The sequence below is a fragment of the Flavobacterium cutihirudinis genome (genome assembly GCF_003385895.1).
GTDB classification, from domain to species: domain Bacteria; phylum Bacteroidota; class Bacteroidia; order Flavobacteriales; family Flavobacteriaceae; genus Flavobacterium; species Flavobacterium cutihirudinis.
In genome coordinates this window covers 329777-356288 of the sequence record NZ_QRDQ01000008.1, presented here as the reverse complement: position 1 = coordinate 356288, position 26512 = coordinate 329777, and the positions used below count along the sequence as shown (strand labels likewise).

Annotated in this window: 23 protein-coding genes; 16 read left to right on the top strand and 7 right to left on the bottom strand. The window is 34.0% G+C overall.

The window, feature by feature from the left end; all coding sequences use genetic code 11:
* Positions 1-219 precede the first annotated feature (219 nt).
* The 5 genes from BD847_RS07300 to BD847_RS07280 all read left to right on the top strand — a co-directional run bounded on the left by BD847_RS07300 (position 220) and on the right by BD847_RS07280 (position 3010).
* Positions 220-1167 carry a 2-hydroxyacid dehydrogenase gene (locus BD847_RS07300; protein ID WP_115887635.1) on the top strand — a complete coding sequence of 316 codons (948 nt, stop codon included), beginning with the start codon at positions 220-222 and terminating at the stop codon, positions 1165-1167.
* A gap of 194 nt (positions 1168-1361) precedes the next feature.
* The gene (locus BD847_RS07295) at positions 1362-1787 is read left to right on the top strand and encodes a DUF805 domain-containing protein (RefSeq protein ID WP_115887634.1); all 426 of its coding nucleotides are present in this window, start codon (positions 1362-1364) and stop codon (positions 1785-1787) included.
* Between the two features lie 18 nt (positions 1788-1805).
* Complete coding sequence (locus BD847_RS07290; RefSeq protein WP_115887633.1) at positions 1806-2087, top strand: TM2 domain-containing protein; 282 nt, start codon at positions 1806-1808, stop codon at positions 2085-2087.
* Positions 2088-2169: 82 nt separating this feature from the next.
* Positions 2170-2445 (top strand): TM2 domain-containing protein, encoded by a 276-nt coding sequence (locus tag BD847_RS07285; RefSeq protein ID WP_115887632.1) that lies wholly within the window; start codon positions 2170-2172, stop codon positions 2443-2445.
* 196 nt (positions 2446-2641) lie between these two features.
* On the top strand, positions 2642-3010 hold the full coding sequence (locus BD847_RS07280) for a DUF805 domain-containing protein (protein WP_208641792.1): 369 nt from the start codon (positions 2642-2644) through the stop codon (positions 3008-3010).
* Between the two features lie 85 nt (positions 3011-3095).
* On the opposite strand, the gene BD847_RS07275 is transcribed toward BD847_RS07280, so the two are convergent.
* Positions 3096-4898, bottom strand: coding sequence for a GNAT family N-acyltransferase (locus tag BD847_RS07275; protein ID WP_115887631.1), 1803 nt, complete (start codon positions 4896-4898; stop codon positions 3096-3098).
* Positions 4899-5018: 120 nt separating this feature from the next.
* Between BD847_RS07275 and BD847_RS07270 the strand changes: the two genes are divergently transcribed.
* The 3 genes from BD847_RS07270 to BD847_RS07260 all read left to right on the top strand — a co-directional run bounded on the left by BD847_RS07270 (position 5019) and on the right by BD847_RS07260 (position 8158).
* Entirely contained in the window at positions 5019-5780 is a 762-nt protein-coding gene (locus BD847_RS07270) for an exodeoxyribonuclease III (protein WP_115887630.1), read from the top strand.
* Positions 5781-5927: 147 nt separating this feature from the next.
* Complete coding sequence (locus BD847_RS07265) at positions 5928-6872, top strand: OmpA/MotB family protein (protein WP_115888334.1); 945 nt, start codon at positions 5928-5930, stop codon at positions 6870-6872.
* A gap of 248 nt (positions 6873-7120) precedes the next feature.
* Positions 7121-8158: an aldo/keto reductase gene (locus BD847_RS07260; RefSeq protein WP_115887629.1), complete on the top strand. Its 1038-nt coding sequence runs from the start codon at positions 7121-7123 to the stop codon at positions 8156-8158.
* 57 nt (positions 8159-8215) lie between these two features.
* On the opposite strand, the gene BD847_RS07255 is transcribed toward BD847_RS07260, so the two are convergent.
* From BD847_RS07255 to panC, 6 genes are all read right to left on the bottom strand, one after another.
* On the bottom strand, positions 8216-8545 hold the full coding sequence (locus tag BD847_RS07255) for an SdpI family protein (protein WP_167443836.1): 330 nt from the start codon (positions 8543-8545) through the stop codon (positions 8216-8218).
* Between the two features lie 34 nt (positions 8546-8579).
* Entirely contained in the window at positions 8580-10547 is a 1968-nt protein-coding gene (locus tag BD847_RS07250; RefSeq protein WP_115888333.1) for a transglycosylase domain-containing protein, read from the bottom strand.
* A gap of 20 nt (positions 10548-10567) precedes the next feature.
* Positions 10568-11929: a DNA repair protein RadA gene (radA, locus tag BD847_RS07245; RefSeq protein ID WP_115887627.1), complete on the bottom strand. Its 1362-nt coding sequence runs from the start codon at positions 11927-11929 to the stop codon at positions 10568-10570.
* Complete coding sequence (locus tag BD847_RS07240) at positions 11929-13083, bottom strand: alpha/beta hydrolase (protein ID WP_115887626.1); 1155 nt, start codon at positions 13081-13083, stop codon at positions 11929-11931. The genes radA and BD847_RS07240 overlap by 1 nt, the downstream gene beginning before the upstream one ends.
* Positions 13084-13285: 202 nt before the next feature.
* A complete protein-coding gene (gene panD, locus BD847_RS07235; protein WP_115887625.1) occupies positions 13286-13636 on the bottom strand; it encodes an aspartate 1-decarboxylase in 351 nt (116 codons plus the stop codon).
* Between the two features lie 14 nt (positions 13637-13650).
* Positions 13651-14499, bottom strand: a complete 849-nt coding sequence (gene panC, locus BD847_RS07230; protein ID WP_115887624.1) for a pantoate--beta-alanine ligase — start codon at positions 14497-14499, stop codon at positions 13651-13653.
* A gap of 108 nt (positions 14500-14607) precedes the next feature.
* Between panC and BD847_RS07225 the strand changes: the two genes are divergently transcribed.
* From BD847_RS07225 to BD847_RS07190, 8 genes are all read left to right on the top strand, one after another.
* Positions 14608-15414, top strand: coding sequence for a glycogen/starch synthase (locus BD847_RS07225; protein ID WP_115887623.1), 807 nt, complete (start codon positions 14608-14610; stop codon positions 15412-15414).
* 21 nt (positions 15415-15435) lie between these two features.
* Complete coding sequence (locus BD847_RS07220; RefSeq protein WP_115887622.1) at positions 15436-17073, top strand: DUF4270 domain-containing protein; 1638 nt, start codon at positions 15436-15438, stop codon at positions 17071-17073.
* Positions 17074-17082: 9 nt separating this feature from the next.
* On the top strand, positions 17083-18933 hold the full coding sequence (gene glmS / locus BD847_RS07215) for a glutamine--fructose-6-phosphate transaminase (isomerizing) (protein WP_115887621.1): 1851 nt from the start codon (positions 17083-17085) through the stop codon (positions 18931-18933).
* Positions 18934-19338: 405 nt separating this feature from the next.
* Entirely contained in the window at positions 19339-22179 is a 2841-nt protein-coding gene (locus tag BD847_RS07210) for a TonB-dependent receptor domain-containing protein (protein WP_115887620.1), read from the top strand.
* Between the two features lie 84 nt (positions 22180-22263).
* Complete coding sequence (locus BD847_RS07205) at positions 22264-23742, top strand: SGNH/GDSL hydrolase family protein (RefSeq protein WP_115887619.1); 1479 nt, start codon at positions 22264-22266, stop codon at positions 23740-23742.
* 236 nt (positions 23743-23978) lie between these two features.
* A complete protein-coding gene (gene atpD / locus BD847_RS07200) occupies positions 23979-25490 on the top strand; it encodes a F0F1 ATP synthase subunit beta (protein WP_115887618.1) in 1512 nt (503 codons plus the stop codon).
* Between the two features lie 71 nt (positions 25491-25561).
* Positions 25562-25843, top strand: coding sequence for a F0F1 ATP synthase subunit epsilon (locus tag BD847_RS07195; protein ID WP_115887617.1), 282 nt, complete (start codon positions 25562-25564; stop codon positions 25841-25843).
* A 20-nt stretch (positions 25844-25863) separates the two neighbouring features.
* Positions 25864-26418: a hypothetical protein gene (locus BD847_RS07190; RefSeq protein ID WP_147298498.1), complete on the top strand. Its 555-nt coding sequence runs from the start codon at positions 25864-25866 to the stop codon at positions 26416-26418.
* Positions 26419-26512 lie beyond the last annotated feature (94 nt).

Here is a 26512-nt window from a genome sequence, read left to right as displayed (position 1 = left end):
TCTTTAGTCTTGTATCCTCAAAGTTAAAAAAAATCTGACTAAGAAAAAACTTTAGGTACAAAGGTGCATAGGTGTAAAGGCATAAAAGGTTTAATGAATGTCTGTAACACTTATTAAAGCTCTTTGATAAATCTTTGCGACTTAGTGTCTTTGCGAGATTAATTATTAAAGTTACTTTTAAAGAATTACTTGTATTTTTGTTTTATAAAATAATTAAACATGAGTATAAAAATTTTACATATCGATAGTAATAATCCAGTTTTATGGAATCAGTTGGAAGAAGCGGGTTTTGAAAATCACGCCGATTTTAAATCTTCTAAGGAAGAAATTGAAGCTAAAATTCAGGACTATAACGGAGTTGTAATTCGCAGTCGTTTCAAGATTGATAAGACTTTTTTAGATAATGCAACTAACTTGCAATTTATAGCAAGAGTAGGTGCAGGGCTTGAAAGTATTGATTGTGGTTACGCTTCAGCAAAAGGAATTCACTTAATAGCAGCGCCGGAAGGAAATCGTAATGCCGTTGCGGAACATTCTTTGGGCGTAATATTGTCCCTTTTTAATAATTTAAATCAGGCTGACGCCGAAGTGAAAGCCGGACACTGGAATCGAGAAAGCAATCGTGGTCATGAACTGGATGGAAAAACGGTTGGAATTATTGGTTACGGAAATATGGGAAAAGCTTTTGCTAAAAAACTTCGCGGTTTTGATGTTCAAGTACTTTGTCATGATATTTTGGATAATGTAGGTGATGAAAATGCTACGCAAGTTTCCTTACAGGAGTTACAAAATAAGACGGACGTTTTGAGTTTGCATCTTCCTTGGACGCCGCAAACAGACAAAATGGTCAATGCCGATTTTATAAATGCATTTTCGAAGCCATTTTGGCTTATAAATACTTCAAGAGGTAAAAATGTAGTTACAGCAGATTTGGTTGAAGCTATGAAGTCAAAAAAGATCTTAGGCGCTGGTTTGGATGTGTTGGAGTATGAGAAATTGTCTTTCGAAACGCTGTTTCAGGATAAAAATACGCCCGAAGCTTTTCAGTATTTGTTACAGGCGAAGAACGTTTTGCTTACACCACATATCGCAGGTTGGACTTTTGAAAGTCACGAACGTTTGGCTCAGGTAATTGTAGACAAGATTAAAGCGGTATATGCTATTTAGAAGATTGTATTTTTAGAATTTTATAACGAGTTTTTTCTTGTAAATTTTGTAATTCTTATTAGTTTTATTTACTAATTTTTAATAATATTGTTTCCGAATTTCGAAGAATGAATCTAAATAAAATATTCTCACGGAATCTGGAGAAACCGAAAATCCTAAAAAGAGTAGGTAAAAGTTAACAATTTTATTAAATCATGATTGAATGGTACAAAAAAGTAGTTTTCGAAAACTATGCAAATTTTAATGGTCGTGCAAGAAGAAGTGAGTATTGGTTTTTCACATTGATGCAATGTATAATACTTGTATCATTCATTGTTCTGGGTGCAATTATAGGTTCTTTTTTTGATAGTGCTTTAGGAGGATTGTTAGTTGGGTATTTTGCATTTGCTGTATATTCATTTGCTACTCTTTTGCCAACTTTGGCAGTTGTTGTTAGAAGATTACACGATGTTGGAAAAAGCGGATGGTTTTATTTTATTGCTTTTATTCCTTTCATTGGTGGAATTTGGTTATTGGTTTTAATGTGTACAGAGGGAGATTTTGGTCCTAACGATTATGGAACGGATCCAAAAAATGAAGTTGAAGAAATTAATGAAATTGGAAAAGTTGAATTGCAATAATTAAATAATAATATATAAATGGAAACTACAAAACCAGAAAGCTGGAACACACCATCTCAGCCAAGACCAGAAAATAAAAAAGTTGTTGCAGGAGTACTTGCGATTTTATTAGGGGGTCTGGGTGTACATAAATTTATTCTAGGCTATACACAAGAAGGAATAATTCAATTAATTATCGGTATCGTTACTTGTGGAACGATAGGTGGTTTAATAGGTCTTATTGAAGGAATTATTTACCTGACTAAAACAGACGAAGAGTTTTACCAAACCTATCAGGTTGGTAAAAAAGGCTGGTTCTAAATAATAAATAGTAATCCCATCTGTCGCGGCAGTTGGGATTTTTTTTGCTTAACATTTTATAAGAATTTAAAAACATTAAAAAATGGAAAATACAAAAACAGAACATTGGAATAATCCACCTCGTTCACAGCAGGAAAACAAGAAAATTTCTGCAGGAATTCTAGCTATTTTATTAGGTGCTTTGGGAATCCATAAATTTTATTTGGGCTATACCAAAGAAGGAATTATCCAATTGATTTTAGGTCTTATGTGCGGAATTGGTGGTGTAATTGGAATTGTAGAAGGAATCATTTACCTGACGAAATCTGATGAAGATTTTTTTCAGACCTATCAAGTAGGTTATAAAGGCTGGTTTTAAAAACATATAAAAATCCCGTTCGAAAGAGCGGGATTTTTTGCATTATTATATTTTGGGTTTCAAAATGTCTTTTTATTGTATAATCATAACTTTTAATAGCTGATTGTTCTTTTTAAACTTGGTAATATTGAGGTTAAGTTTAAAAGGAGTAACCGAAAATCCCAAGAGTAGGAAAATTATAAAAAGTCTTAAGAAGATGATTGAAATGTTTAAAAAAGTAGTTTTCGAGAATTATGCGAATTTTAATGGAAGAGCCCGAAGAAAGGAATACTGGATGTTTGTATTAGCATATTATATTTTAATATTTGCATTGATTTTTCTATCCTCTTTATTGCCAGATACCATTGGAGGATTATTAATAGGTGTTTTTTTAATTGCTATTATAGTTCCTACTATTGCGGTTACAATTAGAAGAATGCATGACGTAGGTAAAAGTGGCTGGTTTTGTCTTATTCCATATTATAATTTGTACTTGTGCTGTATTGATGGTGAAAAAGGACCAAATCAATATGGAGCCGATCCTAAAAACCAATTTGAAGAAATGAATGAAATCGGAAATGAATAATTAATTCATATTCAGATAAAATTGTAATTAAGCAAAAAATCCCATCCGCTGTACGGATGGGATTTTTATTTGTATAATATCGAAATTAATCTTCTTTCTCAGATAATTTTCGCTCCAGTTCTACCTGAAACTCTTCAATAACTGGTTTCATAGTGCTTTCTGGAATATCGGCGATTCTAATGTACATTAAGCCGTCTACAGCATTATTAAATAAAGGATCGACATTAAAAGCTACAACACGTGCATTTTGCTTGATGTATTTCTTAATCAAAACCGGTAAACGTAAATTTCCTGGTTCTAATTCGTCGATTATTTTGTCAAATTTATTTAAGTCAGATTCTGCTTCATCAAAAATGAAATCTTTATCGGCGTCTTTTAGTTTTACTTTATATGCTTTTTTCGGGTGAATGTATTGTGCAATATACGGATCGTAATAATTTGATTTCATAAACTCAATCATTAATGATTTAGAGAAATCAGAGAATTGATTGCTAATACTTACACCGCCCAGCAAATATTTGTGTTCCGGATGACGTAAAGTTGTATGTATAATACCTTTCCATAATAAGAATAAAGGCATTGGTTTTTGCTGATATTCACGAACGATAAAGGCACGACCCATTTCAATCGATTTATGCATCATATCATGAAGTTCTGGCTCAAATCGGAACAAGTCTGTCAAATAAAAACCTTCAATTCCATGTTTTGGATAAATTTCAGAACCAAGTCCCATTCGGTAAGCTCCGGCGATTTTTTTGGTATCATCATCCCACAAAAACATATGGTGATAATATTGATCGTATTCGTCTAAATCAATCGATTCATTGGTTCCTTCTCCAACTTCACGGAAAGTAATTTCGCGAAGACGGCCAATTTCATGTATGATATTCGGAATTGCTTTTGCTCTGGCAAAAAACACTTCGTAATTTTTACTTTGTAATAAACGTGAATCGTTTTCTCGTAAAGCCTGAACTTCATCAATCATTTTTGATTCGCTTGCAGGCGTAACGATTTTTTTAGGCGCTTTTGTGATTTTAAGACTGGCTGTATCAATAAGTTTTGTGTCCTTTTCAAAAGGATTCGCCAACATATAGGTTTTTCTTCTTAAGAATTCTGAATATTCTTCAAAAGTTTCCAGCTCATTTTGTTCATTAACAGAAATTGGTTTTCCAATACGAACTTTAATTACACGATCTTTTTGAGTCAAAAGCTCAGAAGGAAGTTTTGCGGTTCTTAAAGTATCATCTATTTTAGAAAGCCAGTAGAATAATTTACTGTTTTTGGCATGAAAATAAATCGGAACAACAGGAACTTTAGCTTTTCTAATTAGTTTTATTGCACCTTCTTCCCAAGGTTTGTCAACAACTAATTTTCCGTCTTTATACGTTGAAACTTCTCCGGCAGGAAAAATCCCCAGAGGTTTTCCATCGCTTAAATGGCGCAACGTTTCTTTTATTCCGACCACGCTTGATTTTGCATCCTTATGATTTTCAAAAGGATTAACCGGCATGATATATTTTTTAAGCGGAACAATACGGTGTAATAAAAAATTAGCAATGATTTTGAAATTTGGCTCTCTTTCAAGCATTAACTTCAAAAGTAAAATCCCATCAATTCCTCCAAGCGGATGATTTGAAATGGTAATATAAGCTCCATCTTTTGGCAAACGTTTTAAATCTTCTTCAGGAATTTCAAATTTGATTTCCATCTCATCCAAAATTCCGTTTAGAAAAGCAACATCCTCTAAATGTTTATTATGATCGTAAATTTTATTAAGGGTCGAGATCTTAAGAACCTTCATAAGAATCCAGCCTGAAAAAGTACCAAATACTCCGTACTTCTCAACATTTATTGCCTTTGCAACTTCTTTCGCGGTAACTAAACCCATGTATTATTTTTAATTAATTAGAGCAGTGGACAAAGATAACAAAAAACTCTACTTTTCCTTTATTCAATTACAAACTTTCCACTTTTTTATTACATTTGGAATCCTAAAAAAAATACTCTGATGAAAATTATTTCTTATAATGTTAACGGAATTCGTGCTGCAATAACAAAAGGTTTTATAGAATGGCTGCAACAGGCAAATCCTGATGTAATCTGTCTTCAGGAAATCAAAGCGACGCAGGATCAAATTCCGGTTGATGCCATTACCGCTGCCGGTTATCCATACCAATACTATTATCCAGCAACAAAAAAGGGATATAGCGGTGTGGCAATTTTGTCTAAAATTGAGCCAAAAACAGTTGTATATGGAACAGGTATTCATCATATGGACTTTGAAGGACGTAATCTTCGTGCCGATTTTGAAGATTGTTCTGTAATGAGTTTGTATCTTCCATCGGGAACAAATATTGAAAGATTAGATCATAAATTTATGTTTATGGATGATTTTCAAACGTATATTAACGAACTGAAACTAACAATCCCAAATCTTATTATTTGCGGAGATTATAATATCTGTCACGAAGCAATCGATATTCATGATCCTGTTCGTAATAAAACAGTTTCCGGATTTTTGCCTGCTGAACGTGCCTGGCTGGATGCTTTTATGAAATCAGGTTTTATAGATAGTTTCCGTCATTTTAATAAAGATCCTCATCATTATTCTTGGTGGAGTTACCGAGCAGGAGCCCGAGGAAACAACAAAGGATGGCGTATCGATTATAATTTAGTTAGCGATTCATTACAACATCGTTTAAAACGAGCGGTTATTCTTCCAGATGCAGTTCACTCTGATCATTGCCCGGTTTTAGTTGAAATTGAGTAAAGTTTGGTATTGTTCTTGTTGAGAAAATAGCGATTCGAAGATTTAAATGTAGATTCCATTAAAAGAGTAAGACTATTTGGAATGTGGATTTTCAGTTTTGGAATTTGTAAATTATTAATTGCCCCAAATAAAACCCAAAAATTAAAAATGATTAAAAAAGCCTCCATCGGATTAGTAGTTTTGGCTTTGTCTGCTACTTCTTGTGTATCTAAAAAGATTTACAACGATCTTGAAACGAAGTATTCAGATTTAAAGAAAGAAAATCGTTCCATCTCTGATGAAAATGCAGATTTAAAAACTGCTAAAAATCAGCTGGAGTTGGATAAAGATAAATTAACCAAAGATCTGGCAAGCACAAAAGATGATCTTGCAAAACAAAAAGCGGATCTTGCTGCGGAACAAAAAAAGTATAAAGTTTTACAAGATTCTTATAATGCATTGGAGAAAAACAGCAATGATGCATTAGAAAGCAATATGGCTAAAAACCGTGATTTGTTGGCGCAATTAGAAGCAAAATCTAAAAAATTAGCCGATGAGCAAGCTCGTTTGGACAAAACGGCAAGCCGTCTGAAAGAGCTTGAAGATATGATTGCAGCGAAAGAAGAATCGATGCGAAAACTAAAAGAAACTTTATCTAAAGCTTTAAATGGCTTTGAAGGAAAAGGTTTGACGGTGGAACAGAAAAATGGAAAAGTTTATGTTTCTATGGAAAACAAATTACTTTTCAACTCAGGTAGCTGGGCCGTTGGAACTGAAGGTAGAAAAGCGGTTGTGGAACTTGGAAAAGTTTTAGGTGATAATCCTGATCTATCTGTTCTTATCGAAGGTCATACTGATGATGATCCGTATGCAGGTTCTGGTCCAATTGCAAACAACTGGGATTTATCTACTAAAAGAGCAACTGCAATTGTTGCGATTTTGAGTGAAAATACTAAAATCAATAAACAAAAATTAACAGCGGCAGGACGTAGCGAGTTTTCTCCTTTGGCAAGCAACGCAACTCCGGAAGGAAAAGCTAAAAACCGTAGAATAGAAATTATCTTGACTCCAAGATTAGATGAAATTGCGGAGATGTTGAATAGCATTAATTAAGGAACAAAGGTTTTAAGATACAAAGGCTCAAAGGTTTTTACTTTTGGGCCTTTTTGCTTTCCTGCAAGGTTTCCAAAACCTTGTAGGTTTGTTTTGATTTTGATATGAAATGTTTATACCTAAAAGGTTTTGGAAACCTTGCGGGAGAAACCAGAAAATCTTGTACTTTTTTTAACCTTTGACAAATTTAGATTTGAAAAATCCCTTTGTACCTTTGTTTCTTTGCAACTTTGAATCTTTAAGAAAAAATGAAATACACTACATTACCCAACACCGACATAAAAGTTAGTAAAATCAACCTCGGAACAATGACTTTTGGTCAGCAGAATACAGAGGCCGAAGGTCATGCGCAAATGGATTATGCGCTTGAACGAGGCGTTAATTTTTTCGATACTGCCGAAATGTATTCAGTTCCTGCTAGTGAAGCTACTTATGGAAGCACAGAAAAAATTATCGGAACCTGGTTTAAGAAGTCAGGAAATCGCGATAAAGTAATTTTAGCATCAAAAATTGCTGGGCCAAATCCGAGTTTTGGTTATATGCGCGAGAAATTAGATTTTTCGCCTGCGAGCATTAAATATGCGGTTGAAAATAGTTTAAAAAGACTGCAAACTGATTATATCGATTTGTATCAGATGCATTGGCCGGAAAGGAAAACAAATAATTTCGGGCAACGTGCTTTTCATGGACATGATGATGTTTGGGAAGATAATTTTAGAGCAATCCTTGAAACTTTTGACGGATTAATCAAAGAAGGAAAAATTAATCATATTGGAGTTTCAAATGAAAATTCATGGGGAATGATGCGTCTTCTGGAAGAAAGTAAATACAATAATTTGCCAAGAATAAAAACGGTTCAAAATCCGTATTCTTTATTGAATCGTTTGTTTGAAGTTAATTCGGCCGAAGTTTCAAAATATGAAAATGTCGGTTTGTTAGGATATTCACCTTTGGCTTTTGGAGTTCTTACTGGTAAATTCTTAACCGGAGAAAGTCATCCGAAAGCGAGAATTAATCTTTTTCCGCAATACAAACGTTACAATAGCGAGCAATGCACACAAGCAACCAAATTGTATCAGGAAATTGCTCAAAAACATGATTTGACATTGACGCAATTGGCAATGGGATTTGTTTTACAACAGCCATTTTTGACAAGTGCAATTATTGGAGCTACAACTTTAGAACAATTAAAAGAAAATATTGATACAATTGATATAGTGCTTTCTAAAGAAATTCTTGCCGAGATTGATGCTGTTCAGGCTATTATTCCTGATCCGGCACCGTAAATATTATCACACTAAGATTAAGCCTATAAAGAAAATATGATTTTTTATAGGCTTTTTTTAATCAAATTTATTTTTAATTGCTCTTTCTGTTTTTTGTCTAATAAAAAAGATAAAAAAAACTATTACAATAATTGCAGCAATAAAGCCTTCATTATCGTTCAAATGTAAGATTGTTCCAATAATAGAAATTATTAATGAACATAACGCAGAAATTATAATCATTTTTGCAGAATATTTTTGTGCAAAATCCCACCGTTCTTGAGATCCTAATGAGTTTTTTGTGCGATATCCTTTTTGATTTCTATCTTTTGGAGGAAATATATATTCGATCAATCCGACAAATATAAAAATGATGCTGAATGTAAAAAGGATTAATGTAAAAGTCAAATCGATAAAATTTAAATATTAGCTTTTTATAATATTACAATTCAAACTCATCTTCAACAGACAAAGAATCATTTTTAATTGCCGTCGAATCCGGAACTTTAATTTTTATCAGCGAACGTGCATTCCCGGAAATATAAACAGGCAATTGCCCTAGTGTATCTTCGGGAACTAAAAGTCCTCTTCTGAACATTAAATTCTTTAAGAATTTTTGGTTTTTAATAGCGAAATCTTTCAAGTTTCCTTCATCATTAAATTGATACATGAATTTTCTTGGTTTCGGAATTATCGTTGCCAAATACAAACATTCATCTACGTTTAAAGCCGATGGACTTTTTTGGAAGTAAAAATGACTTGCTTCGCCAATTCCGTATACATTTGGCCCCCATTCAATGATATTAAAATAGACTTCCAGCATTCTTTCTTTGCTTACAATTCGGTTGTTTTCTAAAATGTAGACTAACAGGATTTCTTCAAGCTTTCGCGAAAGCGTTTTTTCACGCGTTAAAAAAACATTCTTAATCAGCTGCATACTAATCGTGCTCGCGCCGCGAGAGAATTTTTTAGTTCTGATATTTTTTAGAATCGATTGTTTGAAAGCTTCATTTATAAAACCGCGATGTGAGAAGAAAGAGGGGTCTTCGGTCGTTAAAACACATTTTCTCAAATAAGGAGAAATTTGATCCAAAGGTGTATAATTTGGATTCGCATTTCCAACTAAAATTGGTCGTTGCAATACATTTTGGATTATTGCACGATAAACAAATTCACCGTTTAGTTTATTTAAATCGGCTTCGCCATATTTAGTAATTCGTAAATCCTCTTTATTCAGTTTACTGTCAAAAACGAGTTTGTTCGGTTTGTTTTTGTTGAATTTGAAATCCAGTTTATAATCGAAATTTCCTGTTGCCTGCATTCCCTGGAAATGCGTAAATAATCCATCTGGCAAGGAAACAATGAAATCCTGGGCTTTCATTTTTGGGATATCAACTTTTAAAGTATAAACGGTATCTTCTTCGGTATCGTAAGAAACGTAAGGACGCACTTTTATTTTATTCAGTTGCATCGTAGAGCTGCTGTCGATCGAAATAAAGCTATCGCCTAATAAAAAGCGGTAATCAAAGCGGGCATTTTTGATCACAACATCCTTGCTTGCAATTTTTGGATGATTGATTTTTAGATTTACAATCGAAGTGTAACCGTCGATATGCAATTCGCTGCCACTTTTGTCAATATTTTCGACATTCAGTCGGATAGAATCAAAACTTGCTTTCAGATTATAACGTTCATCAAGATAAGGAACTTTAATCGCTCCGGTATCTAGATTAAAAAAACGAATGTCAGCTTTTTGATTTCTTGGATCTGCAAAGCCTTTTAAGTTCCATTTTTGGTCAAAATCTTTGCTTACGACGTGAATGTTGGTTTCGAGCTGTTTGTTGTCTAAAACAAGTTTGTTTATTGCAATATTTGTCTTTTTTCCGTTGTCGTCAATTTTGAATTGGAAGTTTTCCAAATTCATATCGGTCGGAACCAAATTCAGCAATTTTGAAATAATTCGATACGCAAAAGTTCCGTATTTTCTTTTTTCATTTTTTTCAGAATCTTCGTCTTTATTTCTTTTCAGGAAAGCATCAAAATTTCTGATTTTTCCTTTTTTTACGAGCTGAATATAACCGTTATTGACTTTTAAAGTCCCAACCTGAACATCGCCAATTAATAAATTGCTCAAACTGACGCTGGTTTCAATGTTGTTAATTTTTAAAAGTGTGTCGGCATTTTTCGGAACCAAAACCACATCTGTCAATTTGATAGTAGATAATCCATCGAATGAGGCTTCTTTTATAGAAAAGTCACTATTATAATCAACCGCCATTTTATGGGTAACTTTTGCAATAGCTTGTTTCAAAAGCGAGTTTCTAAAAAAATACAATCCGATGCAAAGCAAAACCACTACAACGGCAAGTATTTTTAAAGCTGTAAATATTTTTTGTTTTGGAAAATTCATAGAAGTATTTTTATCAGAAATCAACCAAAAAGAATGCTTGCCACATCTTCAATTTTTGCTACAAGTTCAATTTTGATTCCGGTATTTTTTAATGCTATTTTATTGTATTTTGAAACAAAGATCGTATCGAAACCTAATTTTTCTGCTTCCTGAATGCGTTGATCAACACGGTTTACAGGTCGAATTTCGCCAGAAAGTCCAACTTCGCCGGCAAAACAAAAGCCTTTTCCAACCGGAATATCTTCATTTGATGATAAAATGGCTGCAACAACTGCAAGATCGATTGCAGGATCATCAACTGAAATTCCTCCCGTAACATTCAGGAAAACGTCTTTGGCACCCAAACGAAATCCGGCTCTTTTTTCTAAAACAGCCAAAATCATGTTTAATCTTTTGGCGTTATAGCCTGTTGTGCTTCTTTGCGGAGTTCCATAAACTGCGGTACTTACCAATGACTGGATTTCGATCATAAGCGGACGCATGCCTTCAAGTGTTGTGGCGATTGCAGTTCCGGATAATTCTTCGTCTTTGTGCGAAATTAAAATCTCTGACGGATTGCTAACTTCGCGTAAACCACTCCCTAGCATTTCGTAAATTCCTAGTTCTGATGTTGAACCGAAACGGTTTTTTAAGGAACGTAAAATTCGGTAAATATGATTTCTGTCGCCTTCAAACTGAAGAACGGTATCAACCATGTGTTCCAGGATTTTTGGACCGGCAATATTTCCGTCTTTGGTAATATGGCCAATTAAAATAACTGGAATATTGGTTTCTTTTGCGAATTTTATAAGCTCAGCTGTAGTTTCCCTAATTTGAGAAATACTTCCGGCTGTTGATTCAATATAATCCGTGTGTAAAGTCTGAATCGAATCGATAATGACGATTTCAGGTTCAATCGCTTCAATTTGTTTGAAGATATTCTGCGTTTTTGTTTCCGTCAGAATATAGCAATTGTCGCTGTTTGGCGTGATTCTTTCAGCGCGCATTTTTATTTGTTTCTGACTTTCTTCGCCCGAAACATATAAAGTTTTATATGGTAATTTTAATGAAATTTGAAGTAAAAGTGTACTTTTTCCAATTCCGGGTTCACCGCCTAAAAGCGTTAAAGATCCCGGAACAATTCCGCCACCCAAAACACGATTCAGTTCGCCATCAGTAGTATCCATTCGGATTTCCTGAGCCGAATCAATTTCGTTTATTTTTAAAGGTCTTGGCGCTTTATTTGTTGGAGTCGGTTCGCTTTTCCAGGCGACTTTTTCCTGTTTTTGGATGATTTCTTCTGCAATAGTATTCCATTCTTTGCATGCGTTGCATTGTCCCTGCCATTTAGAATATTGGGTGCCGCAATTTTGGCAAAAAAAGGAAGTTTTAACTTTTGACATTATTTACTTTTTTTAGCAAGCGTATTCATTTCGTCAATTTTCTCATACATCAAATCTTTGTTCAAATCTCCAATTGGCTCCATTTGAGAAGCGTTTTGATATTTTTTTGAAGCATGTTTTGGATCGCCCATTTTTTCGTACATCAAGCCTAATTCATATTCGCCCAACATGGCTTTTGGATAATTTACGTTTCCAATTTCTGCCATTTTTCCTAATTCATCGTAGGCATTTTTCTTTAAAATAAGATTTTCAATTACTTTGAAATCGTTCATTCTAACAGGAACTTGATAGCCTAATATTTCCGACATCGTTGCATATTTCTTTTCTAAATAGTCGGCATAACCGGTTTCTAAAACTGCAATTTTATCATTGTATTCCGCAGAATTTATTGGTCTGTAAGATTCAAAAATCTGATACAATGCACTCGGAATCGAATGTAAAACCTCGGTATAATGCGTTGCACCTTTGAAAACCTCATATTTATAATTCACTAACGGATTATTTGCGATTTTAATATTGCTGTTTAATTTTTCAATCGGTTCTTTTATTTTTTTATTATCACCTTCTCCTGCAGAAAGATAATAGAATATGGGTTGTTTGATTTTAGCAAATTTCTCAGCTATTCGAACTTCCATTTTTGGGGCAAGTTCAGGGCTAAAACAAATGTAAGCGTTAAAAATCGGATCTTCTTTATATAAATAAAAATTAGCAAAACTTGCTGTTATGTCATGGCCTGCAATAATTCTGAAAGGTGCGGTATGGTATTTTTTTTCGATGTACGGAATTAATTCAGCACCTACAAATTCAAAAAACTTTGCTCCTTTTTCAAATGGAAGACCTTCATTTTGATCGATTGTTGAATCGTCTTCACGTTCATCATTTTTGTTTTGATGAATTCCAATGATAATCATTTCCGGAATATCATCCCAATAGGAGCCATAACTCACTGCTCCCAAAAATGGGTCAAATAAATAATCTCCATCAAAAAGATATAAAACCGGATATTTTCTATCTGATTTTTCATCATAAGATGGCGGAAGCCCAATTGTTATTCTTCTTTCTTCTCCTAATTTTTCTGATTTGATGTTGTCAAATTTTTTCTGAGAAAATACAGAAATGGAGATGAAGGTTAGCAGTAGGTAAACTTTTTTCATGATTTGTGGCATTTCGTGAATTAAAAAGTATTGATAATTATATGGCAATATAATACTTTATTTGCTTTTTGGTATTTTGGGATTGAAAAAAAAGCAATGATTTCCTACGCTTAATTCAGTTTTTGACTTAAGGCAAAAGGAAATCTGTTTGTGCAAAATAAATTGTACAAATTATTAGTTTAAGTAAACTTGAATTGAGTGTTTATGTTAACGAATTATCGTTTTCATTAGGGAAAATGATCCATGGTTTGAAGGTTTTTGCCTCTTCAAAATCCAGGGTTGCATAAGAAATGATGATGATAATGTCGTCTTTTTGAACCTTTCTTGCAGCCGGACCATTAAGTGTAATCTCGCCTGAATTTTTAATGCCTTTTATCGCATAAGTTTCAAAACGTTCGCCATTATTAATGTTAACAATTGATACTTTCTCGCCTTCAATAATATTTGAAGCTTCCAGTAAGGTTTCATCAATAGTAATACTGCCAATATAATTTAAATCAGCTCCAGTAACTTTTACTCGATGAATTTTTGATTTTATAACTTGAATTTGCATGCTGCAAAGGTAATTTAATTTAATGAAATGGTGTCAATTAACCTTATAGAATTAACAAATACCGCTATAAATGCACGATATTTTTTGTCGTTAATTTTGTGATCAATAGATAATAATGTGGATTCGTCAGCAATTACGAAATATTCAAGTTCAAAACGCTCGTTGTCTTTAAAAGCCTCTTCTACGAATTTAATGGTTTCTTCGGGAGAATGTGTTTGAAATACTTCTTTTGCTTCGGTTAAAGTTTTATAGATAATGGCAGCTTCTTTTCTTTCTTCAGTTGTAAGACGTTCGTTTCTAGAACTCATTGCCAAAAGATTGTCTTCTCTAAAAATAGGACAACCCACAATATTTACAGGAAGATTGTTTTTTTCTACCAGTTTTTTTACAATTTGCAACTGCTGAAAATCTTTTTCTCCAAAATACGCATTTGTAGGAGTGACGATTTCAAAAAGTCGTTTTACAATAGTTCCAACTCCGTTAAAATGACCTGGTCTGAATTTTCCTTCCATCTGATTTTCCAGTCCGTCAAAATCAAAAGATTGAGAAATAGTCTGTCCTTCATAAATATCTTCTACAGAAGGAGCATATAAAATCATTTTGTCACTTAAACCTCTCATTTTTTTTACGTCTTCTTCAAGAGTACGAGGATATTTTTCGAGATCTGCAGGGTTGTTGAACTGCGTAGGGTTTACGAAAATACTTACAACGGTGTCGTCGTTTTCTTTTAGTGAACGTTGCATTAAAGCCAGATGCCCTTGGTGTAAAGCTCCCATTGTAGGGACAAATCCGATAGTAGAATTTGCGGTTTTGATAGTTTTTAAATACGCTATCAGCGCTACTTTACCGTAAAAAATATGCATGGCGGTATTATTAAAATTTTATGCAAACATAATATATTAGTTATAAACTGCATAAATTTTTGTAATTTTGCAACGTTTTTATTACCAAAAATTAAGTAAAATACTATTATGAAAGATAAGAGGATATTATATGTATCATCTGAAGTCGTGCCTTATTTGGCTGAAAATGAGGTTTCTTTAATGTCTTATGACGTTCCTAAAATGATCAACGATCAAGGAGGTCAGATAAGAATTTTCATGCCCAGATATGGAAATATCAATGAAAGAAGACATCAACTACACGAAGTAATCAGACTTTCTGGAATGAATTTGGTAGTGAATGACTTAGATATGCCATTGATTATCAAAGTAGCTTCTATTCCAAAAGAAAGAATTCAGGTTTATTTTATTGATAACGATGAATATTTTAAGCGTAAAGCAACTTTTGCAGACGAAGAAGGAGTTTTATATCCTGATAATGATGAAAGAGCGATATTTTTTGCTAAAGGAGTTGTTGAAACGGTAAAGAAATTAAATTGGGTTCCGGATATTATTCATGTTCACGGATGGCTTGCGGCTATGTTGCCAATTTATATGAAGCATTATTATAAAAACGAAGCTTTATTTTCTGAAACAAAAATCGTGACTTCGGTTTACGGTCAGTCGTTTGATGAAAATTTAGATTTGGAAATGATTAATAAGGTGAAATTCGATGGCGTGCCACATGAATCAGTAGCTGATTTGGAAACACCGAACTACGAAAATATTTTAAAAGCTAGTATATTACATTCTGATGGCGTTATAATTGCGTCAGAAAATGTTTCTCCAAGTTTAACAAAATTTATAGAATCTTCAGGAAAACCTTTTTTACCTTTCGCCACGAAAGATGCATTCGCTGAAGCGTATACAAATTTCTACAGAACATTTGGACTTTAAAAATTAACTTTACTATTAAACATGTATAATACTTCTTTTATTAAGAAAATTCTATTAGCTGCAACAGTTGTTCTTTTATATTCTTGTGATAAAGATTTTAATGCGATTGGAGATGATTTAATTGGTGACAATCATTTTGATTTGGCACCTGAAAAATATGATGTTCTGGCTTATAACCAGGAAGTAACTCCAATTCAGTCAAACGCATTGTTGGTTAATGGTCTTGGTATTTATGATAATCCTGTTTTTGGTACTACTACTGCCAATTATGTTACTCAAGTTGCTTTAGGGACTTATGCGCCAACTATTGGTGAGTCACCAGTTATTGAAACTGTTACATTGAGTATTCCATATTTTAGTCATACAACCGGATCGGTGAATACTGAAGGGTTAACACCGTATGCACTGGATTCAATTTATGGTGCGAAAAATGGTAGAATAAAACTTAGTGTTTATGAGTCGGGAGTTCAGATGCGCGGAAGTTTTTACGACAATGGTACTCAGTTTCCACAGTATTATTATACAGATATGGATAGTAATACGGATCCGAATTATATAAATTTTGATGCAAAAAAAGTAGGAGTAAGACTGAATAATTATAGCGATAAAACTCAAAATGATGAGTTTTATTTTGATGCCAAGCAACAAAATGATACAGTTGTAGATGATGCTGGTAAAGAAACTATTAATAAAGTGAAACCTGGAATGCGTTTATATTTGAATAAAGCATATTTTCAGAAAAAAATATTAGAAGCTCCAGCAGATAAATTGGCTAAACCTGATACATTTCAGGAATATTTTAGAGGATTATACTTTAAAGCAGAAAGAGCAGATGGATACCCTAGTAATATGGCTTTGCTTAATTTCGCAGAAGCAGTAATTACGATTAAATATAAGGCTAAAACGGAGAGTACTGCAGATGATGCGGCAACTACCGAAGAAAAAAGTTTAACCATTAGTTTTGGTGGAGCCACTGCCGGTTTGTTAAAAGATAATAAAGCAACCGCTTATGCTGACGCAATAAAGACGGCAAATGTTAACAAAACAACGGGTGATCCAAGACTTTATTTAAAAGGTGGTCAGGGTTCGCTTGCAGTTATTGATCTGAAAGATTTTGGTTCAAAACTGGATGATATCAGAGCTAAAAACTGGATGGTCAATGAGGCAAATCTTGTTTTTACAATTGATTCTGATAAAATGGGTGTTAAAGATGCAGCCGGATTACAGGCTAATGAACCTAAAAGGGTTTATTTGTATGATTTGACTAATAATGTTCCTATTTTGGATTATACTTCGGACCGATCTACAAGTATAACTTCAGACGCGAGAATGAGTAAGATTATTTACGGAGGGATTATTTCAGTTGATGCAACTACAAAAAGAGGAACTACTTATAAAATTAGGTTAACAGAGCACATTCGTAATCTTATAAAAACTAAAACGGCAACTAATGTAAAATTAGGATTAGCTGTTATGGATGATATCACCATCACAACATCAAATAAGTTGAAAAATAAAAATGATGTTATTTCAGAAGCGCCGAGAGCTTCAGTTGTGAATCCGTTGGGAACGATATTGTTTGGTAATAATATTCCTTCAACAGATGCTTCTTTTGAGAAGAGACTGAGACTTGAGGTTTATTACACGAAACCAAATTAATAAGTATATATGTGTGGAATTGTTGGGTATATCGGTCATAGAGAGGCCTATCCTATTGTTATCAAAGGATTAAAGCGGCTCGAATACAGAGGATATGACAGCGCCGGAGTTATGTTGTATGACAACGAAGCTGGTGTAAAACTTTGTAAAACAAAAGGCAAGGTTTCAGATCTTGAAGCTAAAGCTAAAAATGATTTTACAACAAACGGAACTATTGGAATAGGGCATACACGTTGGGCAACACATGGTGTGCCAAATGATGTAAACTCACATCCGCATCTTTCTAATTCCGGGGAGTTAGTCATAATTCACAATGGAATTATTGAAAATTACGCACCTCTTAAAGAGGAGTTGATTAAAAGAGGCTATAGCTTTAAATCAGATACTGATACTGAGGTTTTAGTAAATTTAATCGAAGAAGTTCAGAAAAACGAAAACATCAAACTCGGAAAAGCAGTTCAGGTTGCTTTAAATCAAGTTGTTGGTGCTTATGCAATTGCTGTTTTTGATAAGAAAAATCCAGATGAAATTGTTGCAGCACGACTTGGTAGTCCGTTAGCAATTGGTGTTGGAGACGGAGAATATTTTATTGCTTCTGATGCTTCGCCTTTTATTGAGTACACTTCAAATGCTATTTATCTTGAAGATGGTGAAATGGCAAATATCCGTTTGCATAAACCACTTAAAATTAGAAAAATTAAAGATGACTCTTTAGTAGATCCTTATATTCAGGAACTTCAAATGAATTTGGAGCAAATTGAAAAAGGTGGGTATGATCACTTTATGCTAAAGGAAATCTATGAGCAGCCAAGTGTAATTAAAGATACTTACAGAGGAAGGCTTCATGCTAATGAGGGAATTGTTCAGATGGCTGGGGTTGAAGATAATCTTGAAAAATTCTTAAATGCAAAACGAATCTTAATTGTTGCTTGTGGTACTTCATGGCACGCAGGTTTGGTTGCAGAATATATTTTTGAAGAGTTTACACGTATTCCTGTTGAAGTTGAGTATGCTTCGGAATTTAGATACAGAAATCCAATTATAAATAAAGATGACGTTGTAATAGCAATCTCTCAATCGGGAGAAACGGCTGATACAATGGCGGCTATTAAATTGGCAAAAGAGAATGGTGCCTTTGTTTTTGGAGTTTGTAATGTAGTAGGTTCGTCTATTTCAAGAGAAAGTCATGCAGGTGCTTACACGCACGCAGGTCCGGAAATTGGAGTAGCTTCTACTAAAGCTTTTACAACTCAGATTACAGTTTTAACTATGATCGCTTTGAAATTAGGAAAAGCAAAAGGAACATTGTCAAACCCTGATTTTCATGCTTATTTGCAGGAATTAGAATTGATTCCTGAAAGAGTTGCTGAAGCTTTGGATACTAATGATAGAGCAAAAGAAATTGCAGCTGCTTTTAAAGACGCGCCAAACTGTCTTTACTTAGGTCGTGGGTATAATTTCCCGGTTGCTCTTGAAGGTGCTTTAAAGCTTAAAGAGATTTCATACATACATGCTGAAGGTTATCCTGCAGCTGAAATGAAACACGGTCCAATCGCTTTGATTGATGAGCATATGCCAGTTATTGTAATTGCTCCTAAGCAAGGTCATTATGACAAAATTGTAAGTAACATTCAGGAGATTAAATCGCGTAGTGGTAAAATCATTGCAGTTGTTACAAAAGGTGATACGCAAGTGCGTGAATTAGCAGATTATGTAATCGAAATTCCTGAAACTTCAGATGCATTATCGCCATTAATTACAACTATTCCGCTGCAATTGCTTTCGTACTACATTGCGGTTATGAGAGGTTGTAATGTTGATCAGCCACGTAACTTAGCAAAATCGGTTACTGTTGAGTAATTTTTTTGACATAAATAATTTTAGAAAGCGAGATTAGGTCTCGCTTTTTTTGTGCTTTAATACAAAGGATTTTTAAGTTATCGAAGAATCGATAATGTTAAAAAAGTGAGATTTACATCTCACTTTTTTTTATTGTCAAATTTTTTTTATGGCAGGTGTATTTTTATTAAATCCTCAAAAAGAGCGTCAAATTTTATATGTATGCATAGTATTGTTGCTAATAATGTATTTAAATATTGATTTTACTTTAATAAAATCAATTGCATAATAGTTAATATTGATGTAAATTTTATAATAAATATTAATTTTTTTTAACGTTTTTTTATCAATGTCAAAAATATTTGTATTTTGGCTTGATCAACTAGTAATTTATCAAAATCAAAAACTAACCAAAATCTAACCCTAATGAGAGTCTACTTGCTTATTATGTTGTTTTTCAGCGGAATATCTTTTGCGCAGAATACAATTACAGGTTCTGTTACTGATAGTAACAAACAATCTATTCCTGGTGCCAATATCAATGTTGTTGGAAGTACTAGCGGAGCTTCAACTGATTTCGATGGTACATTCAAATTAAATACTACCGCTAAACCGCCTTTTTCTATTAAAATTTCTGCTGTAGGATTTGAGAGTAAGACAGTCAGTATTACTTCTGCTAATCAAAAGGTAGATGTAGTGTTGATTGGAGAAGAGAATAAACTTGATGAAATTGTTGTTTCTGCTTCTAGAACGCCGGAAAGAGTTTTGGAATCGCCTGTGACAATTGAAAGAATGGGGCTTCAGGAAATTAAAAGAACGGCTTCTCCATCTTTTTATGACGGATTGGAAAATCTGAAAGAGGTGCAAATGAATACAAGTAGTATGTCTTTTAAATCAATTAATACTAGAGGGTTTGCTACTGTTGCAAATACTCGTTTTATGCAATTGGTTGATGGAATGGATAACTCGTCTCCATTATTGAATTTTGTTTTAGGGAATATGATTGGTGTTTCTGAAATTGATGTTCAGAGCGTTGAGTTACTTCCAGGAGCATCATCTGCTTTGTATGGTGCGAATGCTTTCAATGGAATTTTATTCATGAATAGTAAAAGTCCATTTACAAGTCAGGGAATTTCTACTTATTTTAAATACGGAGTTACTTCGCAAGAGGCAGCTGGAACAAATGGATATTATGATTTCGGAATTAGATTGGCTCATTCTTTTAATAAATATTTCGCAGCTAAAGCTAACTTCACTTATATGCAGGCTACAGATTGGTATGCAACAAACTATGACGATAAAACCAGAGCTGGAATTGACAGAACAGATCCAAATTACGATGGTATAAACGTTTATGGTGATGAAGCGTCTACTAATATTAGAGGTGTAGGTCAAAAGTTGGAAGCAATGGGTTTGATTCCTGCGGGAGCTTCTAATCTTTTGCCAAACTCAAATGTGAGCAGGACTGGTTATAATGAAACTGATTTAACAAATAATAAAGCTGGAAATACAAAAATCGACTTGTCTTTTCATGTTAGACCTTTTGGTGATGAAAAGTTGGAAATTATTTGGCAAAGTAAATTTGGTTTCGGAAATGCTGTCTATCAAGGAGCAAATAGATATTATTTGAATAACTTTTTTATGCAACAGCATAAGATTGAATTTAAAGGAAAGAATTTTTTCGTAAGAGGATATACTACTTCTGAAGATGGTGGGGATTCTTATGATATGATCTTTACAGGGATTAATGTAAACAGAAAGTGGAAGGATGATAACACTTGGTTCGGTCAGTATGCTGGAGCTTTCATCACAGGAACTTTAGGAGGTATGACTCCGCAACAGGCACATGCGGTGGCAAGATCTACTGCTGATACTGGTCGTTTTATGCCAGGAACTACACAATTTAATAATGCTTTTAATCAGGTAATTGCAGATGAAAGTGTTCTTACTGGTTCAAAATTGGTTGATAATTCAAGAATTTATCATTCAGATGCTAATTATAATTTCAAAGACGAAATAAAATTTGCTGAAATTCAGGTTGGTGGATCTTTCAGATTGTATGAGCTTAATTCTCATGGTAGAATTTATACAGATGCTAATGGTCCTATTAATTATAATGAATACGGTGCATACACGCAATTGATGAAAAAATTCATGGATGACAGATTGAAGTTTACAGGTTCTATTCGTTATGATAAATCTAAAAACTTTGATGGAAACTTTTCACCGAGATTGTCTTTGGTGTATTCTGGAGGGGAGAAGAGAAATCATAATTTCAGAGGATCTTTTCAAACAGGTTTTAGAAATCCATCTACACAAGATCAGTACATAGGATTCAATATCGGAAATGCTGTACTTATCGGATCTGCTCCTGATAACTTAACAAGATTTAGTGAAACTTTTAATCTTAGTGCAGAAGGACAAGCTTACAGTGGTGGAAGAACTACGAAAGATATGACGGGTGTTGATGCTTACGGAAACTCTTATTTAGCAAGTTCAGTTGCTGCGTTTTCAGCTATGGCTGGAACAGATCCTGTAGCGGCGGCAGCTTTATTAAAGAAATCAACAGCAAATTATGTAAAACCTGAAGAGGTAAAAGCTTTTGAATTAGGATATCGTTCTGTTTTTGAAGGTATGTCAATAGATCTTAATGGTTATTATAACATATACAATAACTTTATTGGTAATTTGAATGTAATTTCTACTTATTATGGAACGGCTCAGGATAATCCTGCTTTGCCAAATCCTAGTGCCCCTATTACAGATCCGGGAGCGCAATCTATCCGTGCTTTGCAAAATAGCGAATATAGAGTGTATCAATTATATACAAACTCAGATGTGGAAATACATTCGCTTGGTTTTGGTGTTGGGCTTTCTAAAAAAGTAATTTCTGATTTTGAGGTAGGTCTAAATTATAATTATGCTCAGTTTGATTTTGATCAGGCAAAAGATCCAAGTTTCGAGGCTGGATTTAACACGCCAAAACATAGAATAAAAATGTCTGTTGGAAACGATAAGTTGTTCAAAGATTTTGGTTTCAGTGTTAGTGGAAGATGGAATAGTGAATATTTATGGCAAGCAGGTTTTGCTGATGGTGTAATTAAGTCGGCTACTGTAATTGATGCTCAGATAAACTACGGAATTCCAAAATTAAAATCAGTTGTAAAATTTGGAGCTGCTAATATTGGTGGTAAAGAATACTATCAAGTTATCGGAGCTGGATTAATCGGACAGCAATATTTTGTTTCATGGACAATTAATCCATAATTAGAGATTTCAAATAAAATAAATATGTTATTCGCTTTTCTTAAAAGAGAATTTAGAAAGGAATAATTTTAAAATATATAAATTATGATAAAAAGTTTCAAATGGCTCTTATTGGTTTCATTGACCTTTGCAGCCTGTAATAGCGATGATAATACCCCAGAAGTAATTGATTCAGCAGATGGTTTACCTCTAACTTCTGGTTCAGCTGATTTTGCTAATTATGTTGCTTTGGGAGATTCCTTTGCGGCTGGTTTTAGTGACAATGCTTTGTTTATTAAAGGGCAACAAGGGGCATATACTAATGTTATTGCTCAGCAATTTGCTTTAATAACTAAGGCAGATTTCAAAACTCCGTTAGCTAACGATAATATAGGAGGATTATTGTTAGGTGGAAATGTTATCAGCGGGCCACGTTTGTATTTTAATGGGAAAGTTCCTGTTCCTGTAGATGGAGTGCCTACAACAGAAGTTACTACACATCTTTCGGGTACTTTTAATAATTTAGGCGTTCCTGGAGCCAGAAGTTATCATTTGGTTGCTCCGGGATACGGTAACGTAGCAGGAGTGGCGCTTGGAAAAGCAAATCCGTATTTTGCAAGATTTGCAAGTTCTCCGACTACAACAGTTTTAGCAGATGCAATTGCGCAATCGCCTACTTTCTTCTCTTTATGGATTGGAGGGAATGATGTTTTAGGATATGCTACATCAGGAGGTACAGGTAAAGATCAAACTGGTAATATGGATCCGTCGACTTATTCGGGAAGTGATATTACAGATCCAACAGTTTTTAAAATGGTTTATACTAATATAATAGACGGATTGACAGCTAAAGGAGCAAAAGGTGTAATAGCAAACTTGCCAAATATCACATCGCTGCCTTATTTTACAACTGTTCCGTATAACCCTGTAGGATTGACGGCAGAGAAAGCTGCTCAGTTAAATGCGGGATATGCAACTTATAATGGAGGTTTGCAGCAATTGAAGGCTTTAGGTGCAATAAGTGCTGATGAAGCTGCAAAAAGAACAATAAACTTTGTAGCAGGAAATAATCCTGTAGTTATTGAAGATAGTTATTTAACGAACCTTTCTGCTTATAAACTTCCTTCATACAGACAAGCTACAAAAGATGATTTAGTGGTTTTGACTGCTATGAGTTTTATAGGAACACCTGTGGGTGAAGATCCAACAAAAGTAAATGGAGTTTCGGTGCCTTTAGCAGATAAATGGGTTTTGACAAAAGATGAAATTGCAGAAGTGGCAAAGGCAACTAAGTCATACAACGAAACTATTGTGGCAGTAGCTACTGCGAAAAACTTAGCTATTCTAGATACAGAAACGCTAATGAAGCAAATTGCTGGTGCAGGAATTACAGCTAATGGCTTTACAATGAAATCTACATTTGTAACAGGTGGTACTTTTTCTTTAGACGGAGTTCATCCATCGCCAAGAGGATACGCTCTGATCGCTAATAAATTCATTGAGGCTATCAATGCTAAGTACGGATCGAACTTAAATGGAGTAGACATAAGTAATTATCCGGTTATGTTTCCTAAAGCATTATAATAAAGCCAATTTTTTTTTAGTAAAAAGTCACTCATTTTTAAAATGTAGTGGCTTTTTTTATTGTCTTAAAATTTACTGTTTTAGTTATTTGAAGCCCAACTTTTAAGAATCAAACAAAATGATGGTATTTTTTATGAAAAAAAAATTGATTTTATATTTTAAAAAATTATCTTTGCGCTCTGAAAAAAGAGGTATTTTCGATAAACCTAAATAGCTATTTAATAAATACATAAGTAATGTCAAAAGTAATAGGAAAAGTTGCTCAAATCATTGGACCAGTAGTTGACGTAGTTTTCAACGGTAAGGATGTTGAACTTCCAAAAATTTATGATTCACTAGAAGTCACTAAAAAAGATGGAACTTTATTAGTTCTAGAAGTACAATCTCACATTGGAGAAAACACTGTTCGTACAATCTCTATGGACTCTACAGACGGTTTGTCAAGAGGATATGAGGTAGTTGGAACTGGAAATCCAATCCAAATGCCAATCGGTCCAGACGTATATGGACGTTTATTTAATGTTGTTGGAGATGCAATTGATGGTTTAGGCGAATTGCCAAAAACTGGAGAAAATGGTTTGCCAATTCACAGACAAGCTCCTAAATTTGAAGATTTATCAACTTCATCTGAAGTTTTATTCACAGGTATTAAAGTAATCGATTTGATCGAGCCTTACGCAAAAGGAGGTAAAATTGGATTGTTCGGTGGTGCTGGTGTTGGTAAAACAGTATTGATTCAGGAGTTGATCAACAATATCGCAAAAGGTCACGGTGGACTTTCAGTATTCGCTGGAGTAGGTGAAAGAACACGTGAAGGAAATGACTTACTTCGTGAGATGTTGGAGTCAGGAATTATTAAATACGGTGATGATTTCATGCACTCTATGGAAAATGGAGGATGGGATTTATCTAAAGTAGATATGCCAGGAATGAGAGAGTCTAAAGCTACTTTCGTTTTCGGACAAATGAATGAGCCACCTGGAGCTCGTGCACGTGTGGCACTTTCAGGATTATCTATCGCTGAGTATTTCCGTGATGGAGCTGGATCTGACCAAGGTAAAGATGTATTATTCTTCGTTGATAATATCTTCCGTTTTACACAAGCAGGTTCTGAGGTATCGGCACTTTTAGGTCGTATGCCATCTGCAGTAGGTTACCAACCAACTTTGGCAACAGAGATGGGAGCTATGCAAGAGCGTATTACATCTACAAACAAAGGATCTATTACATCTGTACAAGCGGTTTACGTTCCTGCGGATGACTTAACTGACCCGGCGCCGGCTACAACTTTCGCGCACTTAGATGCAACAACAGTATTGTCTCGTAAAATTGCTGAGCTAGGTATTTATCCAGCGGTTGACCCGTTAGATTCTACTTCAAGAATTTTGACTCCTCAAATTTTAGGAAATGAGCACTACGACTGTGCACAAAGAGTAAAAGAGATTCTTCAAAAATACAAACAACTTCAGGATATCATCGCGATTCTTGGTATGGAAGAGTTATCTGAAGAAGATAAACTTTCTGTATCTAGAGCTCGTCGTGTACAACGTTTCTTGTCTCAGCCATTCCACGTAGCGGAGCAATTTACAGGTATTCCAGGAGTATTAGTTGATATTAAAGATACTATCAAAGGATTCAACATGATTATCGACGGTGAGTTAGATCATCTTCCAGAAGCAGCTTTCAACTTGAAAGGTTCTATTCAGGATGCTATCGAAGCTGGAGAAAAAATGTTAGCTGAAGCATAATCTAGTTTTCAGTATTCTGTCACAGTATTCAGTACTGAGACTGTTAACTGAGACTGTAAACTAAAAAAAATATGATTTTAGAAATAGTATCACCAGAAGCAAAATTATTTTCAGGAGAAGTAACATCGGTTACATTGCCTGGAGTTGATGGAAGCTTTCAAATATTGAATCATCACGCTCCTATTGTTTCTATTCTAGAAAAAGGAACTATTAAAATTGCAGCGCCAAGTTTCAGTTTTTCTAAAGAAGTTGCGGATAAATTCACGAAAGTAAATGACCAAACCTATACATTAGAAATTACGTCAGGTACTATCGAAATGAAAGACAATAAGATAATTGTTTTAGTTGACTAATAACAATTTCAGAATAAGTTTTGAAAACCATTCACTTTTGTGAATGGTTTTTTTTATTTTTAGATATGCAAAACGCCCACTTAGACAAATTAATTTATAGATCAGAAAGGCCATTTTGGCATTTTCTTTTAGCTGCACCACTTTATTTTTTTACCATTTCAATGTCACTTAAAATGTTTGATCTTTTTTATACTGGCAGGATTATTAATGGGTTAAAATTTACTTTAGCTGTCTTGTTTATGTTTGTTTGCGCTGCGGCATTGACTTTTACAAAAAGAGTGTATACAAATTCCTTTACTAAAGAAGTTCGTTTCAATTTCATTTTATTTAATATCCCTTTGTGTAAGGACACTGTATTTAAAAATGTAGAATATGTTTCTGTATACAAAAACCACTCTGACAGGGATTTTGAAGTGCAAATTTGGCTTTCAGAAACAAAGAAAAAATCTGTTTCGATTCATCTTAATTCTCAATCTGCTTTTAACTTGGCGATTAAAATAGCTAACGGACTTCAAGTTAATTTACTCGATGCAACCGAAAAAGGTAACTTTAAATGGGTTGAAAAAGAAAGCTAATAATATTTAAATGTCATTAGCTAAGGTTAATATCTTTATTAAAGTTACTATCTTTGAATTATTAAAATCTCTTTATAAAATATTGATTCTGTTG